Genomic DNA, 14,788 nt, shown 5'->3' with positions numbered 1-14,788 from the left:
TTTGCAAGTTTGGGCGGCGCCCCTCAGCGCGGCGCCGCGTATCGAAAGGTAGAGACATGGCCGAGATCGTTCTCAAACATGTTCAGAAGGTGTATCCCAACAACGAGTCAAAAAAGAAGGGCTTCTTTGGCAAAAAGAAGAAGACCGAGGAGAAGAAGCACAACCTCAAGGTTACCGAGGACGGTGTGCTCGCTGTAGAGGACTTCAACCTCACCGTTCACGACCAGGAGTTCATCGTCCTCGTTGGCCCCTCTGGCTGCGGTAAGTCCACGACGATGCGCATGGTCGCCGGCCTGGAGGACATCACCTCCGGCGACGTGCTCATCGACGGCAAGCGCGTCAACGACGTGGCGCCCAAGGACCGCGACATCGCCATGGTGTTCCAGAGCTACGCTCTGTACCCCAATATGACGGTGTACGAGAACATGGCATTTACGCTCGAGCTCAAGAAGGTCCCCAAGGACGAGATCGACCGCAAGGTTCGCTCTGCTGCCGAGATCCTGGGCATTACCGAGTATCTCGACCGTAAGCCTAAGGCGCTTTCGGGTGGCCAGCGCCAGCGCGTCGCCATCGGCCGCGCCATCGTGCGTGACCCCAAGGTCTTCCTGATGGACGAGCCGCTGTCCAACCTGGATGCCAAGCTTCGTAACCAGATGCGCGCCGAGCTCATTAAGCTGCGTCACGAGATCAAGGGCACCTTCATCTACGTTACCCACGACCAGACCGAGGCTATGACCCTCGGCGACCGCATCGTGGTCATGAAGGACGGCGTCGTCCAGCAGATCGCCACGCCGCAGGAGGTCTTCAACCATCCCGCGAACATCTTCGTCGCCGGCTTCATCGGCGTGCCGCAGATGAACTTCTTCGATGCCCAGCTGGTGCGCTCGGGCAACGGCTTTACTGTCAAGACCGAGGATATGAACGTGGCGCTCGCCCCGGAGACTTGCGCTCAGCTTGCCCTCAACTGGGACGGCGGCGACGTGAAGGAGATTACGGCCGGCGTGCGCCCCGAGCAGATCCTGCTTGCCGACAAGGGCGAGGAGGGTGCGCTCCAGGGCACCGTCGAGGTGACCGAGCTCATGGGCTCGACCGAGCATGTCCATGTGACCGCTCCCGACGGCCAGTTTGTCCTGATTATCCCCGTCGTCGACCTCGAGGCCAAGGGCGCGCTCAAGGCTGGCGACCCCATCTGGTTCAAGTTCGAGAAGAACGCGACTCATCTCTTCGATAAGGTGTCTGGCAAGAACCTTATCTAGGCCCGGTGCATCCAGGCCCTCCCTTTGGGCGACTGCGGCTTTGCCATCCTTTTGCCGCGGTCACATATAAGGCTCCCCTCCCGTCCACTGGGCGAGAGGGGAGCCTTTCTTTGTGTTGGGGCTTTCCGTCTGTCAGTTTGTCTTGATCTGTAACAGGTAGGGCCGATTTCGGACGTTAGATGTTACAGATCGAGACGGTTCCGCTGAGCTAACCATTTCATCTAAATCTGTAACACCAAAGGCGAATTACACCTGCTAGATGTTACAGATTGAGATAAACCCAAGGGGAGGGGCCGGTATGTCTCAATCTGTAACGGCTGGGACCGTTTTGGTTGAGTAATTGCTACGGATCGAGATTGTTTGGCCGAGTCGGATCACAGGGTAACGTGCGGGCACAAAAAACGGAGCCGTGTTGCCACGACTCCGTTTCTCAAGAGGATGGGTAAGGGAAGCGAAATTAGTTCAGGTGCCAGATCTCGTCGTTGTACTGGGAGATGGTGCGGTCGGACGAGAAGGTGCCAGCGTTGGCGATATTGATGAGCGCCTTGCGCATCCAGGCGTCCTGGTCCTCGTAGTCGGCCAGTACGCGCTCCTTGGTCTGGATGTACTCCTCAATGTCGAGCAGGGCCATAAACCAGTCCTTGCCCTTAATGTCGTCGTGCAGGCGCTGCAGGCGCTCGGCGTTGCCGGTCGCCATAAAGGCGGGGTTGGTGATAAAGTCCACCAGCAGCTTGATACCGGGCTTGCGGTAGAGTGCGCTGGCGTTATAGCTGCCGTCGGCGTAGAGCTGCTCGACCTGTTTGGACGAGGCACCAAAGGTATAGATGTTCTCGTCGCCCACGAGCTCGGCAATCTCCACGTTGGCGCCGTCGAGCGTGCACAGGGTTAGGGCGCCGTTGAGCATGAACTTCATGTTGGAGGTGCCGCTCGCCTCCTTGGAGGCCAGGCTGATCTGCTCGGAGATGTCGGCGGCGGGGATCACGCGCTCGGCGGCGGTGACGTTGTAGTTCTCGATCATGACAACCTGCAGGTAGGGAGCCACGTCGGGGTCGTTTGCAATCCACTGCGACAGCGTCAGGATCAGATGGATGATGTCCTGCGCGATAGTGTAGGCAGGGGCCGCCTTGCCGCCAAAGATGATGGTGACGGGGTGCTTAGGCTTATTGCCGTTCTTGATGTCGAGATACTTCCAGATTATGTAGAGCGCGAGCATCTGCTGGCGCTTGTACTCGTGGATACGCTTGACCTGAACATCGATGATGGCGTTGGATGGGATCGTCACGCCCTGTTCGAGCGCCATGAACTGGCGCATGATGGCCTTGGCCTCGGTCTTGGTGGCGGCCAGGCGCTCAAGAACATTCTTGTCGTCGGCGAACTTGGCGAGTTTGCTCAGATCGCCGGTGCTGCGCCAGTCGGTGCCGATCACATCGTCGAGCAGGCTGGCGAGCGCGGGGTTGGCCCCATGGATCCAGCGGCGGAAGGTGATGCCGTTGGTCTTGTTGGAGAACTTCTCGGGATAGATCTCGTAGAACGGATGAAGCTCGGTGTCCTCCAGAATCTTGGTGTGGAGGGCGGCTACACCGTTGATGGAGAAGCCAAAGTGGATGTCCATGTGGGCCATGTGGACGGTGTCGTGCTCGTCAATGATGGCGACGCGCGGGTCATCGTGCTCGGCTTTCGCGATCTCATCGAGCTTGACGATAATGTCGGCGATGGCAGGGGAGACCTTCTGCAGGCTAACGAGCGGCCACTTCTCGAGCGCCTCGGCAAGAATCGTGTGGTTAGTGTAGGCGACCATGGAGCGTACGATGGTCACGGCCTCGTCAAACTCGATGCCATGCTCGGTGGTGAGCAAGCGAATGAGCTCGGGGATGACCATGGTGGGGTGCGTGTCGTTAATTTGGACCACGGCGTAGTCGGCCAGATCGTGCAGGTTGCTGCCGCGCTCGATGGCCTCGTCGATCAGGAGCTGGGCGGCGTTGCTCACCATGAAGTATTCCTGGTAGATGCGAAGCAGGCGGCCCTGCTCGTCGGAATCGTCGGGGTAGAGGAACAAGGTGAGGTTCTTGGCGATCTCTGTCTTGTCGAAGTCGATGGAGCTGCCGGGGACCAGGCCGTCGTCGACGCTCGCCAGGTCGAACAGGCGCAGACGGTTCTTGGTGGGCTGGCCGTAACCGGGCACGTCGATGTTGACGAGCTTGGAGGTAACGGCAAAATCGCCGAACTCGACGGTGTAGGAGCGGTCGTCGTCGACTAGGATGTCCTGCTCACCGAGCCACTCGTCGGGGACGGCCTTCTGCTGGTTGTCGACAAAGCGCTGACGGAACAGGCCGTAGTGATAGTTGAGGCCCACGCCATCGCCGGTCAAGCCCAGCGTGGCGATGGAATCCAGGAAGCATGCGGCCAGGCGGCCCAGGCCGCCGTTGCCGAGCGACGGCTCGACCTCGAACTCCTCGATCTTGTTGAGGTCGTGGCCTGCGGCGGTGAGCTGGTCCTTAACCTCGTCGTAGATGCCGAGGTCGATCATGTTGTTGATGAGCAGCTTGCCGATCAAAAATTCGGCGGAAATGTAATAGAGCTTTTTCTTGCCGTTGTTGAGCGGGCAGGCGGCGGAGCGCTCCTGCACGAGTTTGACCAGCAGCTTGTAAATGCGACGGTCGTCGAGCTGCTCGAGCGAGGTGCCAAAAGACTGCTCGGCGAGTTCCATGAGGTTAATTTGGGGCATGTTTCCTCCTGTAATGGGTTGATTACATGTCTGCAATTCATAAGAATCCCGCGCGAGGGGATTGGGGTGGCCTCGCGCGGGTAAGCAAGCGCGTCCGCACGGTGGGGAGGGGTCGGGCGCGGTAGCTCCTATTGAGGAAGCTCGATTTCGGCTTCCGACGGGATGCGGAAGTAGGTCTCGGTCCAGTCGGTGAGTTTGTGCTCGAGCTCGCGGGTGATGGCGCCGTCGAGCATGCGCCAGGTCCAGTTGCCGCCCAGCGTGGCAGGGGTGTTGATGCGCGCCTCGTTGCCCAAGTTGAGCAGGTCCTGCATGGTGTAGATGCACGTGTCGCTCACGCTGGCTGCGATGGTTCGGTTGAGCGCGTCGGCGATGGGTTCGCCGGCCTGCTGATGGGTGTACAGGGCTGTCTGCTCGCGCTGACGCGGGGTAGCCGTTCCTTCAAACCAGCCGCGTGCCGTCTCGTTGTCGTGAGTGCCCACGTAGGCGACGGTGTTGGCAATGTAGTTGTGCGGCAGGTAGTACGAGTTGGTGCCCTCAAAGGCAAACTGCAGGATCTTCATGCCGGGGAAGCCCGAGTTGTCGCGCATATCGATGACGCCGGGGGTGAGGAAGCCCAGGTCCTCGGCGATGATGGGCAGCGTGCCGAGCTTTTCCTCGAGCGTCTTGAAGAACTTGAGGCCGGGACCCTGCGTCCACGAACCGTAGGACGAATCGGGCGAGGAGAACGGCACCTCCCAATAGGCCTCGAAGCCGCGGAAGTGATCCAGGCGGATGACGTCGTACATGTCGAGGGCGGCGCGAATGCGGCCCTCCCACCAGGAGAAGCCGTCGGACTCCATGGCGTCCCAGTCGTAGATGGGGTTGCCCCAGTACTGGCCGGTGGCCGAGAACTGGTCGGGCGGCGTGCCGGCGACGCTCACGGGATTGCCGGCGGTGTCGATCTTAAAGAGCTCAGGCGTCGCCCACATCTCGACGGAGTCACGCGAGACATAGATGGGCAGGTCGCCGATGATGAGAATGTCGCGCTCGTTGGCATAGGCCTTGAGGCGGCTCCACTGGCGATCGAAGAAGTACTGCGTCATCTGGTGGTAGAGCATACGCGCCGGATGGTCGGCGCAGACCTTGGCGGAAGCCTCGCCGCGGGTGCGGAGCTCCGCGGGCCACTCCCAAAACGCGTTGAGACCGCACTCCTCTTTGACGGTCATGAACTCACAGTAGGGGATGAGCCAGTCCTCGTTGGCCTGGATAAAGTCATCGAAATCGGCCGGCTTGTCGGCAGCAAAGCGCTCGGCGGCGCGGTCGAGAATCTGACGGCGGCCGCCAAAGATGGCACCGTAGTCGACATTGCTGGGGTCGGATCCCAGATACACGCCATCGATATCGCGCTGCTCCAGATACCCTGCCTCGATAAGCTCGGCAAAGTCGATAAAGTTGGGGTTGCCTGCGCGGGCCGAGAACGACTGATAAGGCGAATCGCCATAGCTGGTCGTCGTAAGGGGCAGAATCTGCCAGTAATGTTGTTTGCACGAGGCGAGAAAATCGACGAAGTCGTAGGCATTCCAGCCAAAGCCGCCGATTCCGTATGGTCCGGGCAGAGATGAGACGGGCATGAGGACGCCGCTTGCACGCTCCATGAATGCGCTCACCAACCTTCTTGTTGTGGGGTCGGCCTGCCGATGGGTGTGCAGTCCGCCTCCGATGTTCTGATTCGATACGCCTATTGTAAAACATGTTGTTTAAACATGTACAGGCAAGATAAAAAAGTTGGTCGATTTTCGGCGAATGGTTACATGCCATGAAAAAGCCCCGACCTCACAACGTGAGATCGGGGCAAGAGCGGTATGTAGGTTTTTGCTACTCGGCGTCGGCGAAGCCGTTGGGGTTGTGGCTCTGCCAGTTCCAGCTATCGCGGCACATGTCCGCGATGTCGTACTGGGCCTTCCAGCCCATCATGCGCTCGGCCTTGGAGGCATCGCACCAGTTGGCAGCGATGTCGCCGGCGCGGCGCTCGCGGATCACGTAGGGCAGCTCCTTGCCACAAGCCTTGGAGAAGGCGGCGACGACCTCGAGTACCGAGGTGCCGGTGCCGGTGCCCAGGTTAAAGATCTCGACGCCGGTCTTGCCGTTCATCCAGTTAAGGGCGGCAACGTGACCAGAGGCCAGATCGCACACGTGGATGTAGTCGCGCACGCCGGTGCCGTCGGGGGTGGGGTAGTCGTTGCCAAAGACCTGAACGGCCTCGAGCTTGCCCACGGCGACCTGGGCGACATAGGGCACCAGGTTGTTGGGGATGCCCTTGGGGTCCTCGCCGATCAGGCCCGACGGATGAGCGCCGATGGGGTTGAAGTAACGGAGCAGCACGACGTCCCACTCGGGGTCGGCGGTGTGGACGTCCATAAGGATCTGCTCGATCATCCACTTGGTCCAGCCATAGGGGTTGGTTGCGGGCTTCTTGGGGTCTTCCTCGGTGACGGGCGGGTTGTCCGGGTCGCCGTAGACGGTCGAGGAGCTCGAGAAGATGATGGACTTGCAGCCATGGTTGCGCATGACGTCGATGAGCACCAGGGTGTTCTCGATGTTGTTGTGGTAGTACTCGACGGGCTTGCTCACCGACTCGCCGACGGCCTTAAAGCCGGCAAAGTGGATGACACGGTCGATCTGATGGGTATCGAAGATCTTGTTCATCGCATCGCGGTCGAGCACGTTGGCCTTGTAGAAGGTGAGGTTCTTGGCGGCTTCGTCGCCCACGATGGTCTTGACGCGGTCGACGGCGACGGCGCTGGAGTTGGAGAGATCATCGACGATGACGACCTGGTAGCCACCCTCGAGCAGCTGAACGACGGTGTGCGAGCCGATAAAGCCGGCGCCACCGGTAACGAGGACGCAGGTGTCTTTGGGGTCGAGTGCTTTGGACATGTAGTCTCCTATCGAATCAGGAACACTTCTAGAGGGGAGTATAGCGCAGGCGGGGACGCCCAAATGGTGCACTGTAGGAAAAGCAGAGGATTATGTTAACGTACTCATATAAGAGCTTGCTCAATTGTTACCTCAAATTTGACAATTGCTTACGAGCCGCCGACCTTGTAGTTTCCTGCCGTTCGTGGAAATCGTTGGGACGCGCCATATGTACGCTAATATGTATGAGTTGAGCGACATATAAATAAGCATGTAACGGAGTACATATGTCACCAAACAGCGATTCCATCCTTTCCCAGGAGCTCTCGCGCCGCACTGCCCTTAAGGCCCTGTTCGGCGCCGCTTCTGCGGCAGTTCTTTTTGGCCTGCCCACTCGCGCCCATGCGGCGGAGGCTTCCAAAGAAACCACCGATAAATTGAATGCCGCCCAGGCCCAACTCGACGAGGTTCAGGCCCAGCTCGACAGCATCGCAAATGAGTATGCGGCGCTGGCCAACAAGAATGCCCAGACCCTCAACGACATCGAGAATGTCCAGGGCAAGATTGACGACACGCAGGCCCAGATCGATGAAAAGAAGGCCGAGCTCAAGAAGAAGCGCAACGACCTTTCCGATCGCGTGGCCGCCAGCTACAAGTCCGGCGGTACGAACATCCTGTCGCTGCTGCTGGCCTCTGGCTCGTTTGAGGAACTCGTCGCCAACGCGCATTACGTTGAGAAGATCAACAAGAGCGACCGCGATGCCATCGAGGATATCCAGACGATTCAGGCTGAGCTCGACGCACAGAAGACCGAGCTCGAATCACAAAAGGCCGACCTGGAGAAGCTCAAGGACCAGCAGACTGCTCAGATGCAGGACATGCAGGCCAAGCAGCAAGAGGTCCAGACCGTGCTGAACGGTCTTTCCGACGACGTCAAGGAGCTCATGGCTCAGCGTGATTCCGAGATTCTCGCTGCCGCCCAGGCCGAGGAGGCCGCTAGGAAGGCCGCCGCTGCCGCGGCTGCCGCGAACAAGAACAATTCCTACTCGGGTGGTTCGAGCTCGGGCGGTGGATCGTATGCGCCCGGAACTCCGCAGCAGAATGCCGGCTCGGGCAAGCAGCAGGCCGTCGTCAACGCGTGCTACTCCACGCCTTCGCCGGGTCAGAACTGGTGCGCGGCGTGGGTTACCAATGTCTTCCGTAACGCCGGCGTTGGCTACTTTGGCGGCAACGCGTGTGACATGTTCAACGCCTGGTGCTATAGCTCCGACCGCTCGGCGCTGCAGGTGGGCATGATCGTGGCCGACTCCTCGCATAGCGGCACGGGTGCTCCGGGCCTTATCTACGGTCATGTGGGTATCTACGTTGGCGGCGGCATCGTTATGAGCAACGAGGGTGCCATTACGTCTAAGTCGCTTGATTCGTTTATTAGCTTCTATGGTACTGGCTCTGGCGTGCGTTGGGGCTGGCTTGGCGGTATTGCGCTGTCGTAACGGCGGTTTGAAGTAAGTTGGTCCGTGGCTGCCCGGAAGGCATTAGGTTGCCTGCTCGGACAGTCCTGCTCGCACGGAGAGCACATTAAGTGCTCTCCGGCTCGTGCGGAACTCGCGATCAACCTAATGCCTTCCGGGCAGCCACGGACCTCTCGGATCCAATGCGTCACACACCGGACTGGTTGTCTGAATAAATATGGCGAAGGCCCCTTTCGGGGCCTTCTTTTTTAGAGGAATTCGCCTACTCGGTGGACTTCGGGTTCGAGGTCTACGTTGAATTGGTCTTTGACGGTTGCTTGGATGTGGCGGATGAGTTTGTCGACGTCGGCTGCGGTGGCGTGGTCGGCGTTGACGATGAAGCCGCAGTGTTTTTCGCTCACCTGGGCGCCGCCGACGGCGTGGCCGCGCAGGCCGGCGTCCATGATGAGCTTGCCGGCAAAGTGGCCCTCGGGGCGCTTGAAGGTGGAGCCGGCGCTCGGCATATCGAGCGGCTGCTTGTCCTCGCGGCGCTGGCGATAGTCGTCCATGTCGGCCTTGATCATCGCAGCGTTGCCCGGGGCGAGATTGAAAGTGGCCGAAAGCACGATAAAGCCGTCGTCGGCGATGCGGCTCTTGCGATAACCCAGGTTGAGCTCGTCGACATCGAACTCGATGATATTGCCGCTGCCGCGGGTGCCGTCGTCGAGCATGCGAGCGGGCTTGTAGACGCGTACAGATTCCAGCACATCGGCCATGCAGGCACCGTAGGCACCGGCGTTCATGTAGCAGGCGCCGCCGACCGATCCGGGGATACCCGAAATGGGCTCCATGCCGGTGAGGCAGGCTTCGGCGGCAGCCGCCGCAACGTCGGAAAGCAAGGCGCCGGCTGCCGCCGTGACGCGCGTGCCGTTGACCGTAATGTCGGAGAGGCCCTTGCCCAGCGCTACGACGACGCCGCGGATGCCCTTGTCGCCGACGAGCAAGTCGGAGCCGTTGCCCACGATGGTGAGCGGCAGATCGCAACGATAGCAGGTATCGAGCGTGGCGACGAGGCCCTGCTCGGTATCGGGCGTGACAAAGACATCGGCCGGGCCGCCGATCTTAAACGTGGTGTGCTCGCGCATGGGCTCGCTCATGAGTACGTTGTCCTCGCCGGCAACGCCGGCGAGCGCGCAGAGCAGGTCCTCGTTAAAAAAGTCGTTCTCGTGCATACGAATATCCGCCTTTTGGTGGTTGTTGTCATCGATCGTTTGCAATATACCCCACCTGGACGGATTTGGTGCGCTGGCGGCGATAAAACAGCCGTCCACCGGATTGGTAAAGTGTTTATCATCGAGGTAGAGGGGCAGTCGCTATACTTTCAAGAGATTGCGCGTAAACCCGGAAGGAGCGAGATGGCCAACAAAGTCACCCTCAAGCAGATCGCCCAGGAGGTGGGGCTTTCCCCTTCGTCGGTCTCGCTTGTTCTCAATAATCGGCCCTGTCGCATTTCAGAAGAAAACCGCAAGCTCATCAAGGAGGTTGCGGCGCGCAACCACTATGTTCCTAACCAGATCGCGCGTAGCCTGGTCATGCGCGAGTCGCGCACACTGGGCCTTATCGTTCCCAATATCGAGAGCCGCTTTTTTGCCTCGCTCGCCGGCAGTTTGGAAAAGCGCTGCCGCGAGGACGGTTACGCGCTCTTTATTACCAGCTCGGGTGGAAGTGCCGAGGACGATCTGGAGCTCCTGCGCCAGCTGGTGACGCGTGGCGTCGACGGTGTGTTCTTGGTCGTGGGCGACGAGTTCTCGGACGACCGCGCCCTGCGCGAAGAGGTCAGCCATCTGCCTATCCCGGCTGTTATGGTCGACCGTGCCATTGAGGGACTCGAGTGCGACAAGGTGATGTTCGACCACGAGATGGGTGGCTACATGGCTACCCGCTACTTGATCGAACAGGGGCACCGTCGCATTGCCTGCTTGGTTAACGCGCGCCGTTCCAATACGGGCCGCAAGCGACTTGCCGGCTATGAGCGCGCGTTGCGTGAGGTTGGCCTGCCGATCGACGCGCGTTTGGAGTTCGAGAGCGAGTACTACATTCCGAGTGCCTACGAGGCCTCGGAGGCGGTGCTCGCAACCGACGCCACCGCCGTGTTCGCAAGCTCGGATAACATTGCCCTCGGTTTGCTTAAGCGCCTGCACGAGATGGGGAAGAGCATTCCGGACGATATCTCGGTGGTGAGCTATGACAACTCGGCGGCCGACGTTCTCTTTGAGCCGGCGCTGACCGCGATTGAGCAGGATCCTGGTGTCCTTGCCGAGCATGCTTTTGGCTGCATGTCCAAGCGTCTTGCCGGCAGGGGCGGTAGACGTGCCGAAGAGGTCGTTCTGGAGCCGGCGCTTATCGTGAAGGGCAGTGTGCTTGACCTTACCGAATATAGCTAAGCGCACTTGTTTGTTTGCATAGATTGCATGCGGAGTGTCCGCTATTTGCCGGCGGGGCCGGGGAGGCATACTTTGTTTTGAGAAGTTCGCGAAGCCCACTTCTCAAAACAAAGTATGCCTCCCCGGCCCTCGTCCGTGAACTCTTCCGCTGGGCGAGCCATAGACGCCGCGCACCGATGCGATAAAGCAGTGGCTTGAAATTGGTGCTATATTCAGCATGAGTTGTTTAATGCTAGTACGGGAGGCTGATATGGGGCTGTTCAAGAAGAAAAACCCGCAGGATGCCTTTGATCCCGATGTGTTTACCATCACGGATACGATTTTGGACCCGCCGCGGTTTACATTTTTGCCGGCTATCTACCAGGATGCCACGCGCCGCAAGTGGGCTGTGCATCAACGCGGTGGCGAGCCGAAGATTTTTGACTATGCGGACGTGTTGCAGTGCGAAGTGGCCGAGGCAGGCGATCCGGAGGCCGAAGAAGCGGTCTCTAAACAGGAATTTGCCCAGCGTATCCTGGCAAATCCTGCCAAGGCGGCGAAAATAAACGCTGCCAAGCGTAATATGTGTCTTGGTATGGGCGTTGTTGTGGCGGTTCAGACGGGAAAAGACGAGGTTTCCAAATTAGAGATTCCCGTTATGACCGACGAGGTCAAACGCGATTCAAGTCTATATAAGTCGTATCGGAATGTCGCCGAGAAGATCAAGGCAGAATTTGATGCCATGGGAGGGCTGGCCTAATTTTGGCGGCATACGTTTCTGAATGAGGAGTCTGTGCAATGGCAGGCGAATCTTATGCAATTCCCCCCAAAGATCGTGCTGTTGAGGGAATTCTTTGGTATATCCAGCACCATCAGCTTGCCGGCGGCGATCGCCTGCCGGCCGAGCGCGTGCTGTGCGAAGAGATTGGCGTTTCGCGTACGGCGTTGCGTGCCGGTATCACGCGGCTTATCTCGTGTGGAACGCTCGAGAGCCGTCGCGGATCGGGCACGTATGTGTGTCCTCCCAAGCCGCTGAACATCTTCCAGGAAACGTATAACTTTTCCGATGCTGTGCGGACTGCCGGCCTGCACCCCTCTTCTCGTCTGGTTTCCACCGGGACCATCGAGGCGGATGAGGCGCTTGCCGACAAGCTTGGGGTGGCTGTAGGCGCTCCCTTGCTCCGCATGCAGCGCGTTCGACTTATTGAGGGCGAGCCGGCGTCAATCGAGACCGCTCACGTTAACCTGTCCCTGTGCCCATCGCTTCCCGAGCACGATTTTGAGTGTGAGAGCCTTTACGATGTCTTGCTCAAAGAAGGTGGCGTGCGTGTTGAGCATGGACGTGAGCATATCTCCATCTCGCGTTTGAACGCCGAAGAGGCCGAGCTGCTCCAGCAAGAAGAGGGGACGCCGGTGTTCTATGAGAGCACGATCGAATTTGATAAGGACATGCGTTTTGTGGAGCATTGCAAATCGGTGATTTTGCCCACAAAGTTCCGCTTTGCCGATAACGGTGAAAAGAACGGCATGAGGAGCGTGGCAGGTGAACAATGGCTGAAACAGTAGATGCCACCCCGGTTTATATGCGCATACGACGTCGCATTGAAGAGCGTATCGAACGCGGTATATATCCCACGGGTTCCATGATTCCGTCCGAAAAAGACCTCGCCGAGGAATTTGGTACGACACGCTTGACCATTCGAAGTGCTGTCGATGAGCTGGTTCGGCGCGGGCAGATTCGACGCGTCCGCGGAAAGGGCGCGTTTGTGGCGCAGAAAGTGCCCGTTGCCTACGAACGAACAGGAGGCTTTCGCGAGTCGGTTCGTGCTTCGGGCGGCGAGCCGTCCGTCCGCATCCTCGCGCGTTCCAAGCGTTATGCGGGCCCATATTATGCCAACCTGTTTGGCATTGCCGAGGACGATTTGCTGTATTCGATTCGGCGTTTGAACTGCGTCAACGGCGATCCCGTATCGATTGAGATGGCGTTCATCCCGTGCCTGCTGTTTCCCACAATCGAAGATATTGACGTGTCGGTCTTCAGTTTGTACGAGACCTATGAGATGTTGGGCCGAAAGCCGGTCATGGCACAGGAGAAGCTCGATATCGAGGCGGTGGGTGCACGCGACGCGGGCTTGCTTGGCTTGGAACAAGGGGATCTTGTTTTGCTTTTGGAATGCGTGAGCTATGACGCGAGCGGTCAGGCTATCGAGTATGTAAAGTCCTTCAATCGTGGCGATGCGGGCGGCTACACCTATACGTACTAGCTGGGGCTTTGCATCGCGCGCGGTAACAGCCGGTCTGTTTGGGCAATTTGACCGACTGTATATACAACCTTACATGGCTCAAAATCGACCGTTCGCCGATGGGGATAAATTAATCGACAAAGAGGTATCAAAAAGCCGTAACCTGTAACTGTGATTGGTATCAAATACTAATGATTTGTTACGAGGTGAGACGATGAAGATGCTCGATTACGTTCAGCTTGCCCATGTGCGTATGGGGGAGAACCTCGAGCGTTCGTCTGAGCTGGTAGCGCAGCTCGTTGATATTTTCCAGTCCGGTTCTTTTGATGCACTGCGCATCGTTGCTTCGGGTTCGTCGCGCCATGCCGCCGATTGCGCCCGCGATTACCTGCAAGATGCGCTGCAGATGCAGGTGTCCGTTGTGACGCCCGAGGCCTTCGTCGATTTTGAACACACCTATCCGCAGCATGCGCTCAACATCGCCGTCTCGCAGAGCGGCTATTCGACCAATACGATTGCGGCGCTCGATTACATGCGTGCACACGATATGGCTGCAGTTGCGCTCACGGCAAACGTCGAGGCACCCATCAAGGAACACGCTGACATCGTTCTTGACTACGGTGTGGGTGTCGAGTCGGTGGACTTTGTGACGCTGGGCGTCGAGGTTCTCGTTGAGTACCTGGTGCTCTTTGGTATTTACGGCGGTCAGGCGCGCGGAACGATTGACGCCAAGGGCGTTGCTCAGCGTCTTGATGACCTGCGCGAGGCTATCCAGGCTAATGCCGTGATGTGCAAGACCGCCGAGGCATATGTCCAAGATCACATGCTCGAGCTTTCTGAGCACATGCCCGCCATGGTCGTCGGCAACGGCCCCAACTATGGTGTTGCCGAGGAGGCAGCGCTCAAGCTGAGCGAGACCATCAAGATTCCTGCCATGCATCACGAAGGCGAGGAGTTCGTCCACGGTCCCGAGATGCAGATCGTTCCGGGCCATCTGGTGTTTATCGTCGACGATCCGCAGGGGTCGGAGCGTCTTGCGAATATCGCCGATGCGCTATCGAACGTTACGGCAAAAACGGTGCTGCTCACGGCCCATCCCAAGGGTAGGGCTCACGAGGTTGCGGTGCCTCAGGTGGCTCCGCTGCTCAGCGCAATTCCCAATCTTGTGTTCTTCCAGACGATTGCGGCCATGATCGCCGAGCGTCTGAAGTCATGGAACGTGCACCCGTATCTCGATACCGTCTCCAAGCAAATGGAGGTCAAGGCAGAGGGCTACGAAGAGTCAGTCAATGCGCTTAAGGCCAAAGCGGCTGAGTGTTACGGAATGTAAGCGGGTTTTGATGCCCGTTGGCATGGGGGATGTGGAGACAACCCCAGAAAGGAGAGACAAATGAAGGAAACCGAGAAGATCGAGATCATGCATTTCGACCAGGAGGGCTATCTCGAGGACGGCAAGGCGCTCTACGAGACCGGCAAGAAGATGACCGCGCTCGCCGACAAGGTCGCCGACGAGGGCTACGACGCCGTGTTCCTGATGGGCGTCGGCGGCACCTGGGACGAGCTCATGCAGCTCGAGTACCTCATGAACAAGTTCGGCGACCGCGACCTCGAGGTCTACCTGATCCACGCCGCCGAGTGGAACGTCATGGGCCACAAGCGCATGACCGAGAAGTCCGTCGTGCTCACCGCCTCCGAGTCCGGAACCACCCCCGAGGTCCTCGAGGCCGTCAAGAAGATGAAGGGCATGGGCGTGCGCGTCTACGCCATGACCAAGCCCGAGGGCCCCATCGGCCAG

Annotated in this window: 11 protein-coding genes and 1 pseudogene; 8 read left to right on the top strand and 4 right to left on the bottom strand. The window is 58.9% G+C overall.

Features of this window, described 5'->3' with window-relative positions:
- The first annotated feature begins 56 nt into the window (after window positions 1–56).
- Window positions 57–1,256: an ABC transporter ATP-binding protein gene (locus tag DW151_RS08930; protein ID WP_117640835.1), complete on the top strand. Its 1,200-nt coding sequence runs from the start codon at window positions 57–59 to the stop codon at window positions 1,254–1,256.
- Between the two features lie 457 nt (window positions 1,257–1,713).
- Here DW151_RS08930 and glgP read toward each other — a convergent pair whose 3' ends face one another.
- The 3 genes from glgP to galE form a co-directional block, all read right to left on the bottom strand.
- Window positions 1,714–3,981, bottom strand: a complete 2,268-nt coding sequence (glgP, locus tag DW151_RS08925) for a glycogen/starch/alpha-glucan family phosphorylase (RefSeq protein ID WP_118289414.1) — start codon at window positions 3,979–3,981, stop codon at window positions 1,714–1,716.
- A gap of 128 nt (window positions 3,982–4,109) precedes the next feature.
- Entirely contained in the window at window positions 4,110–5,627 is a 1,518-nt protein-coding gene (gene malQ, locus DW151_RS08920; protein ID WP_233543383.1) for a 4-alpha-glucanotransferase, read from the bottom strand.
- A gap of 208 nt (window positions 5,628–5,835) precedes the next feature.
- Window positions 5,836–6,897 carry a UDP-glucose 4-epimerase GalE gene (gene galE / locus DW151_RS08915; RefSeq protein WP_117736891.1) on the bottom strand — a complete coding sequence of 354 codons (1,062 nt, stop codon included), beginning with the start codon at window positions 6,895–6,897 and terminating at the stop codon, window positions 5,836–5,838.
- A gap of 266 nt (window positions 6,898–7,163) precedes the next feature.
- Here galE and DW151_RS08910 point away from each other — a divergent pair, with 266 nt between their 5' ends.
- On the top strand, window positions 7,164–8,369 hold the full coding sequence (locus tag DW151_RS08910; RefSeq protein WP_118094946.1) for a hypothetical protein: 1,206 nt from the start codon (window positions 7,164–7,166) through the stop codon (window positions 8,367–8,369).
- 227 nt (window positions 8,370–8,596) lie between these two features.
- On the opposite strand, the gene murB is transcribed toward DW151_RS08910, so the two are convergent.
- Window positions 8,597–9,559 carry a UDP-N-acetylmuramate dehydrogenase gene (gene murB, locus DW151_RS08905; protein WP_118335457.1) on the bottom strand — a complete coding sequence of 321 codons (963 nt, stop codon included), beginning with the start codon at window positions 9,557–9,559 and terminating at the stop codon, window positions 8,597–8,599.
- 183 nt (window positions 9,560–9,742) lie between these two features.
- Between murB and DW151_RS08900 the strand changes: the two genes are divergently transcribed.
- From DW151_RS08900 to DW151_RS10785, 6 genes and pseudogenes are all read left to right on the top strand, one after another.
- Complete coding sequence (locus DW151_RS08900) at window positions 9,743–10,771, top strand: LacI family DNA-binding transcriptional regulator (protein ID WP_118335456.1); 1,029 nt, start codon at window positions 9,743–9,745, stop codon at window positions 10,769–10,771.
- Between the two features lie 250 nt (window positions 10,772–11,021).
- Window positions 11,022–11,510 (top strand): hypothetical protein, encoded by a 489-nt coding sequence (locus tag DW151_RS08895; protein ID WP_035137745.1) that lies wholly within the window; start codon window positions 11,022–11,024, stop codon window positions 11,508–11,510.
- A 38-nt stretch (window positions 11,511–11,548) separates the two neighbouring features.
- On the top strand, window positions 11,549–12,316 hold the full coding sequence (locus DW151_RS08890) for a GntR family transcriptional regulator (RefSeq protein ID WP_117564862.1): 768 nt from the start codon (window positions 11,549–11,551) through the stop codon (window positions 12,314–12,316).
- Window positions 12,301–13,014 carry a GntR family transcriptional regulator gene (locus tag DW151_RS08885; RefSeq protein ID WP_117564863.1) on the top strand — a complete coding sequence of 238 codons (714 nt, stop codon included), beginning with the start codon at window positions 12,301–12,303 and terminating at the stop codon, window positions 13,012–13,014. Before DW151_RS08890 ends, DW151_RS08885 begins: the two co-directional genes overlap by 16 nt.
- Before the next feature lie 193 nt (window positions 13,015–13,207).
- The gene (locus DW151_RS08880; RefSeq protein WP_117776938.1) at window positions 13,208–14,323 is read left to right on the top strand and encodes an SIS domain-containing protein; all 1,116 of its coding nucleotides are present in this window, start codon (window positions 13,208–13,210) and stop codon (window positions 14,321–14,323) included.
- Window positions 14,324–14,383: 60 nt separating this feature from the next.
- A pseudogene (locus tag DW151_RS10785) lies at window positions 14,384–14,788 on the top strand (SIS domain-containing protein); the annotation flags it as partial.

Source organism: Collinsella sp. AM13-34, assembly GCF_003473055.1.
Lineage (GTDB): Bacteria > Actinomycetota > Coriobacteriia > Coriobacteriales > Coriobacteriaceae > Collinsella.
Note: the sequence above shows the minus strand (reverse complement) of the source record. Positions and strands in the feature narration are given on the sequence as shown.

Excerpts from the sequence above, each read along its gene's own strand:
- DW151_RS08930 (WP_117640835.1), top strand. The coding sequence starts at position 57 with ATGGCCGAGATCGTTCTCAAACATGTTCAGAAGGTGTATCCCAACAAC.
- glgP (WP_118289414.1), bottom strand. The coding sequence starts at position 3,981 with ATGCCCCAAATTAACCTCATGGAACTCGCCGAGCAGTCTTTTGGCACC.
- galE (WP_117736891.1), bottom strand. The coding sequence starts at position 6,897 with ATGTCCAAAGCACTCGACCCCAAAGACACCTGCGTCCTCGTTACCGGT.
- DW151_RS08910 (WP_118094946.1), top strand. The coding sequence starts at position 7,164 with ATGTCACCAAACAGCGATTCCATCCTTTCCCAGGAGCTCTCGCGCCGC.
- murB (WP_118335457.1), bottom strand. The coding sequence starts at position 9,559 with ATGCACGAGAACGACTTTTTTAACGAGGACCTGCTCTGCGCGCTCGCC.
- DW151_RS08900 (WP_118335456.1), top strand. The coding sequence starts at position 9,743 with ATGGCCAACAAAGTCACCCTCAAGCAGATCGCCCAGGAGGTGGGGCTT.
- DW151_RS08895 (WP_035137745.1), top strand. The coding sequence starts at position 11,022 with ATGGGGCTGTTCAAGAAGAAAAACCCGCAGGATGCCTTTGATCCCGAT.
- DW151_RS08890 (WP_117564862.1), top strand. The coding sequence starts at position 11,549 with ATGGCAGGCGAATCTTATGCAATTCCCCCCAAAGATCGTGCTGTTGAG.
- DW151_RS08885 (WP_117564863.1), top strand. The coding sequence starts at position 12,301 with ATGGCTGAAACAGTAGATGCCACCCCGGTTTATATGCGCATACGACGT.
- DW151_RS08880 (WP_117776938.1), top strand. The coding sequence starts at position 13,208 with ATGAAGATGCTCGATTACGTTCAGCTTGCCCATGTGCGTATGGGGGAG.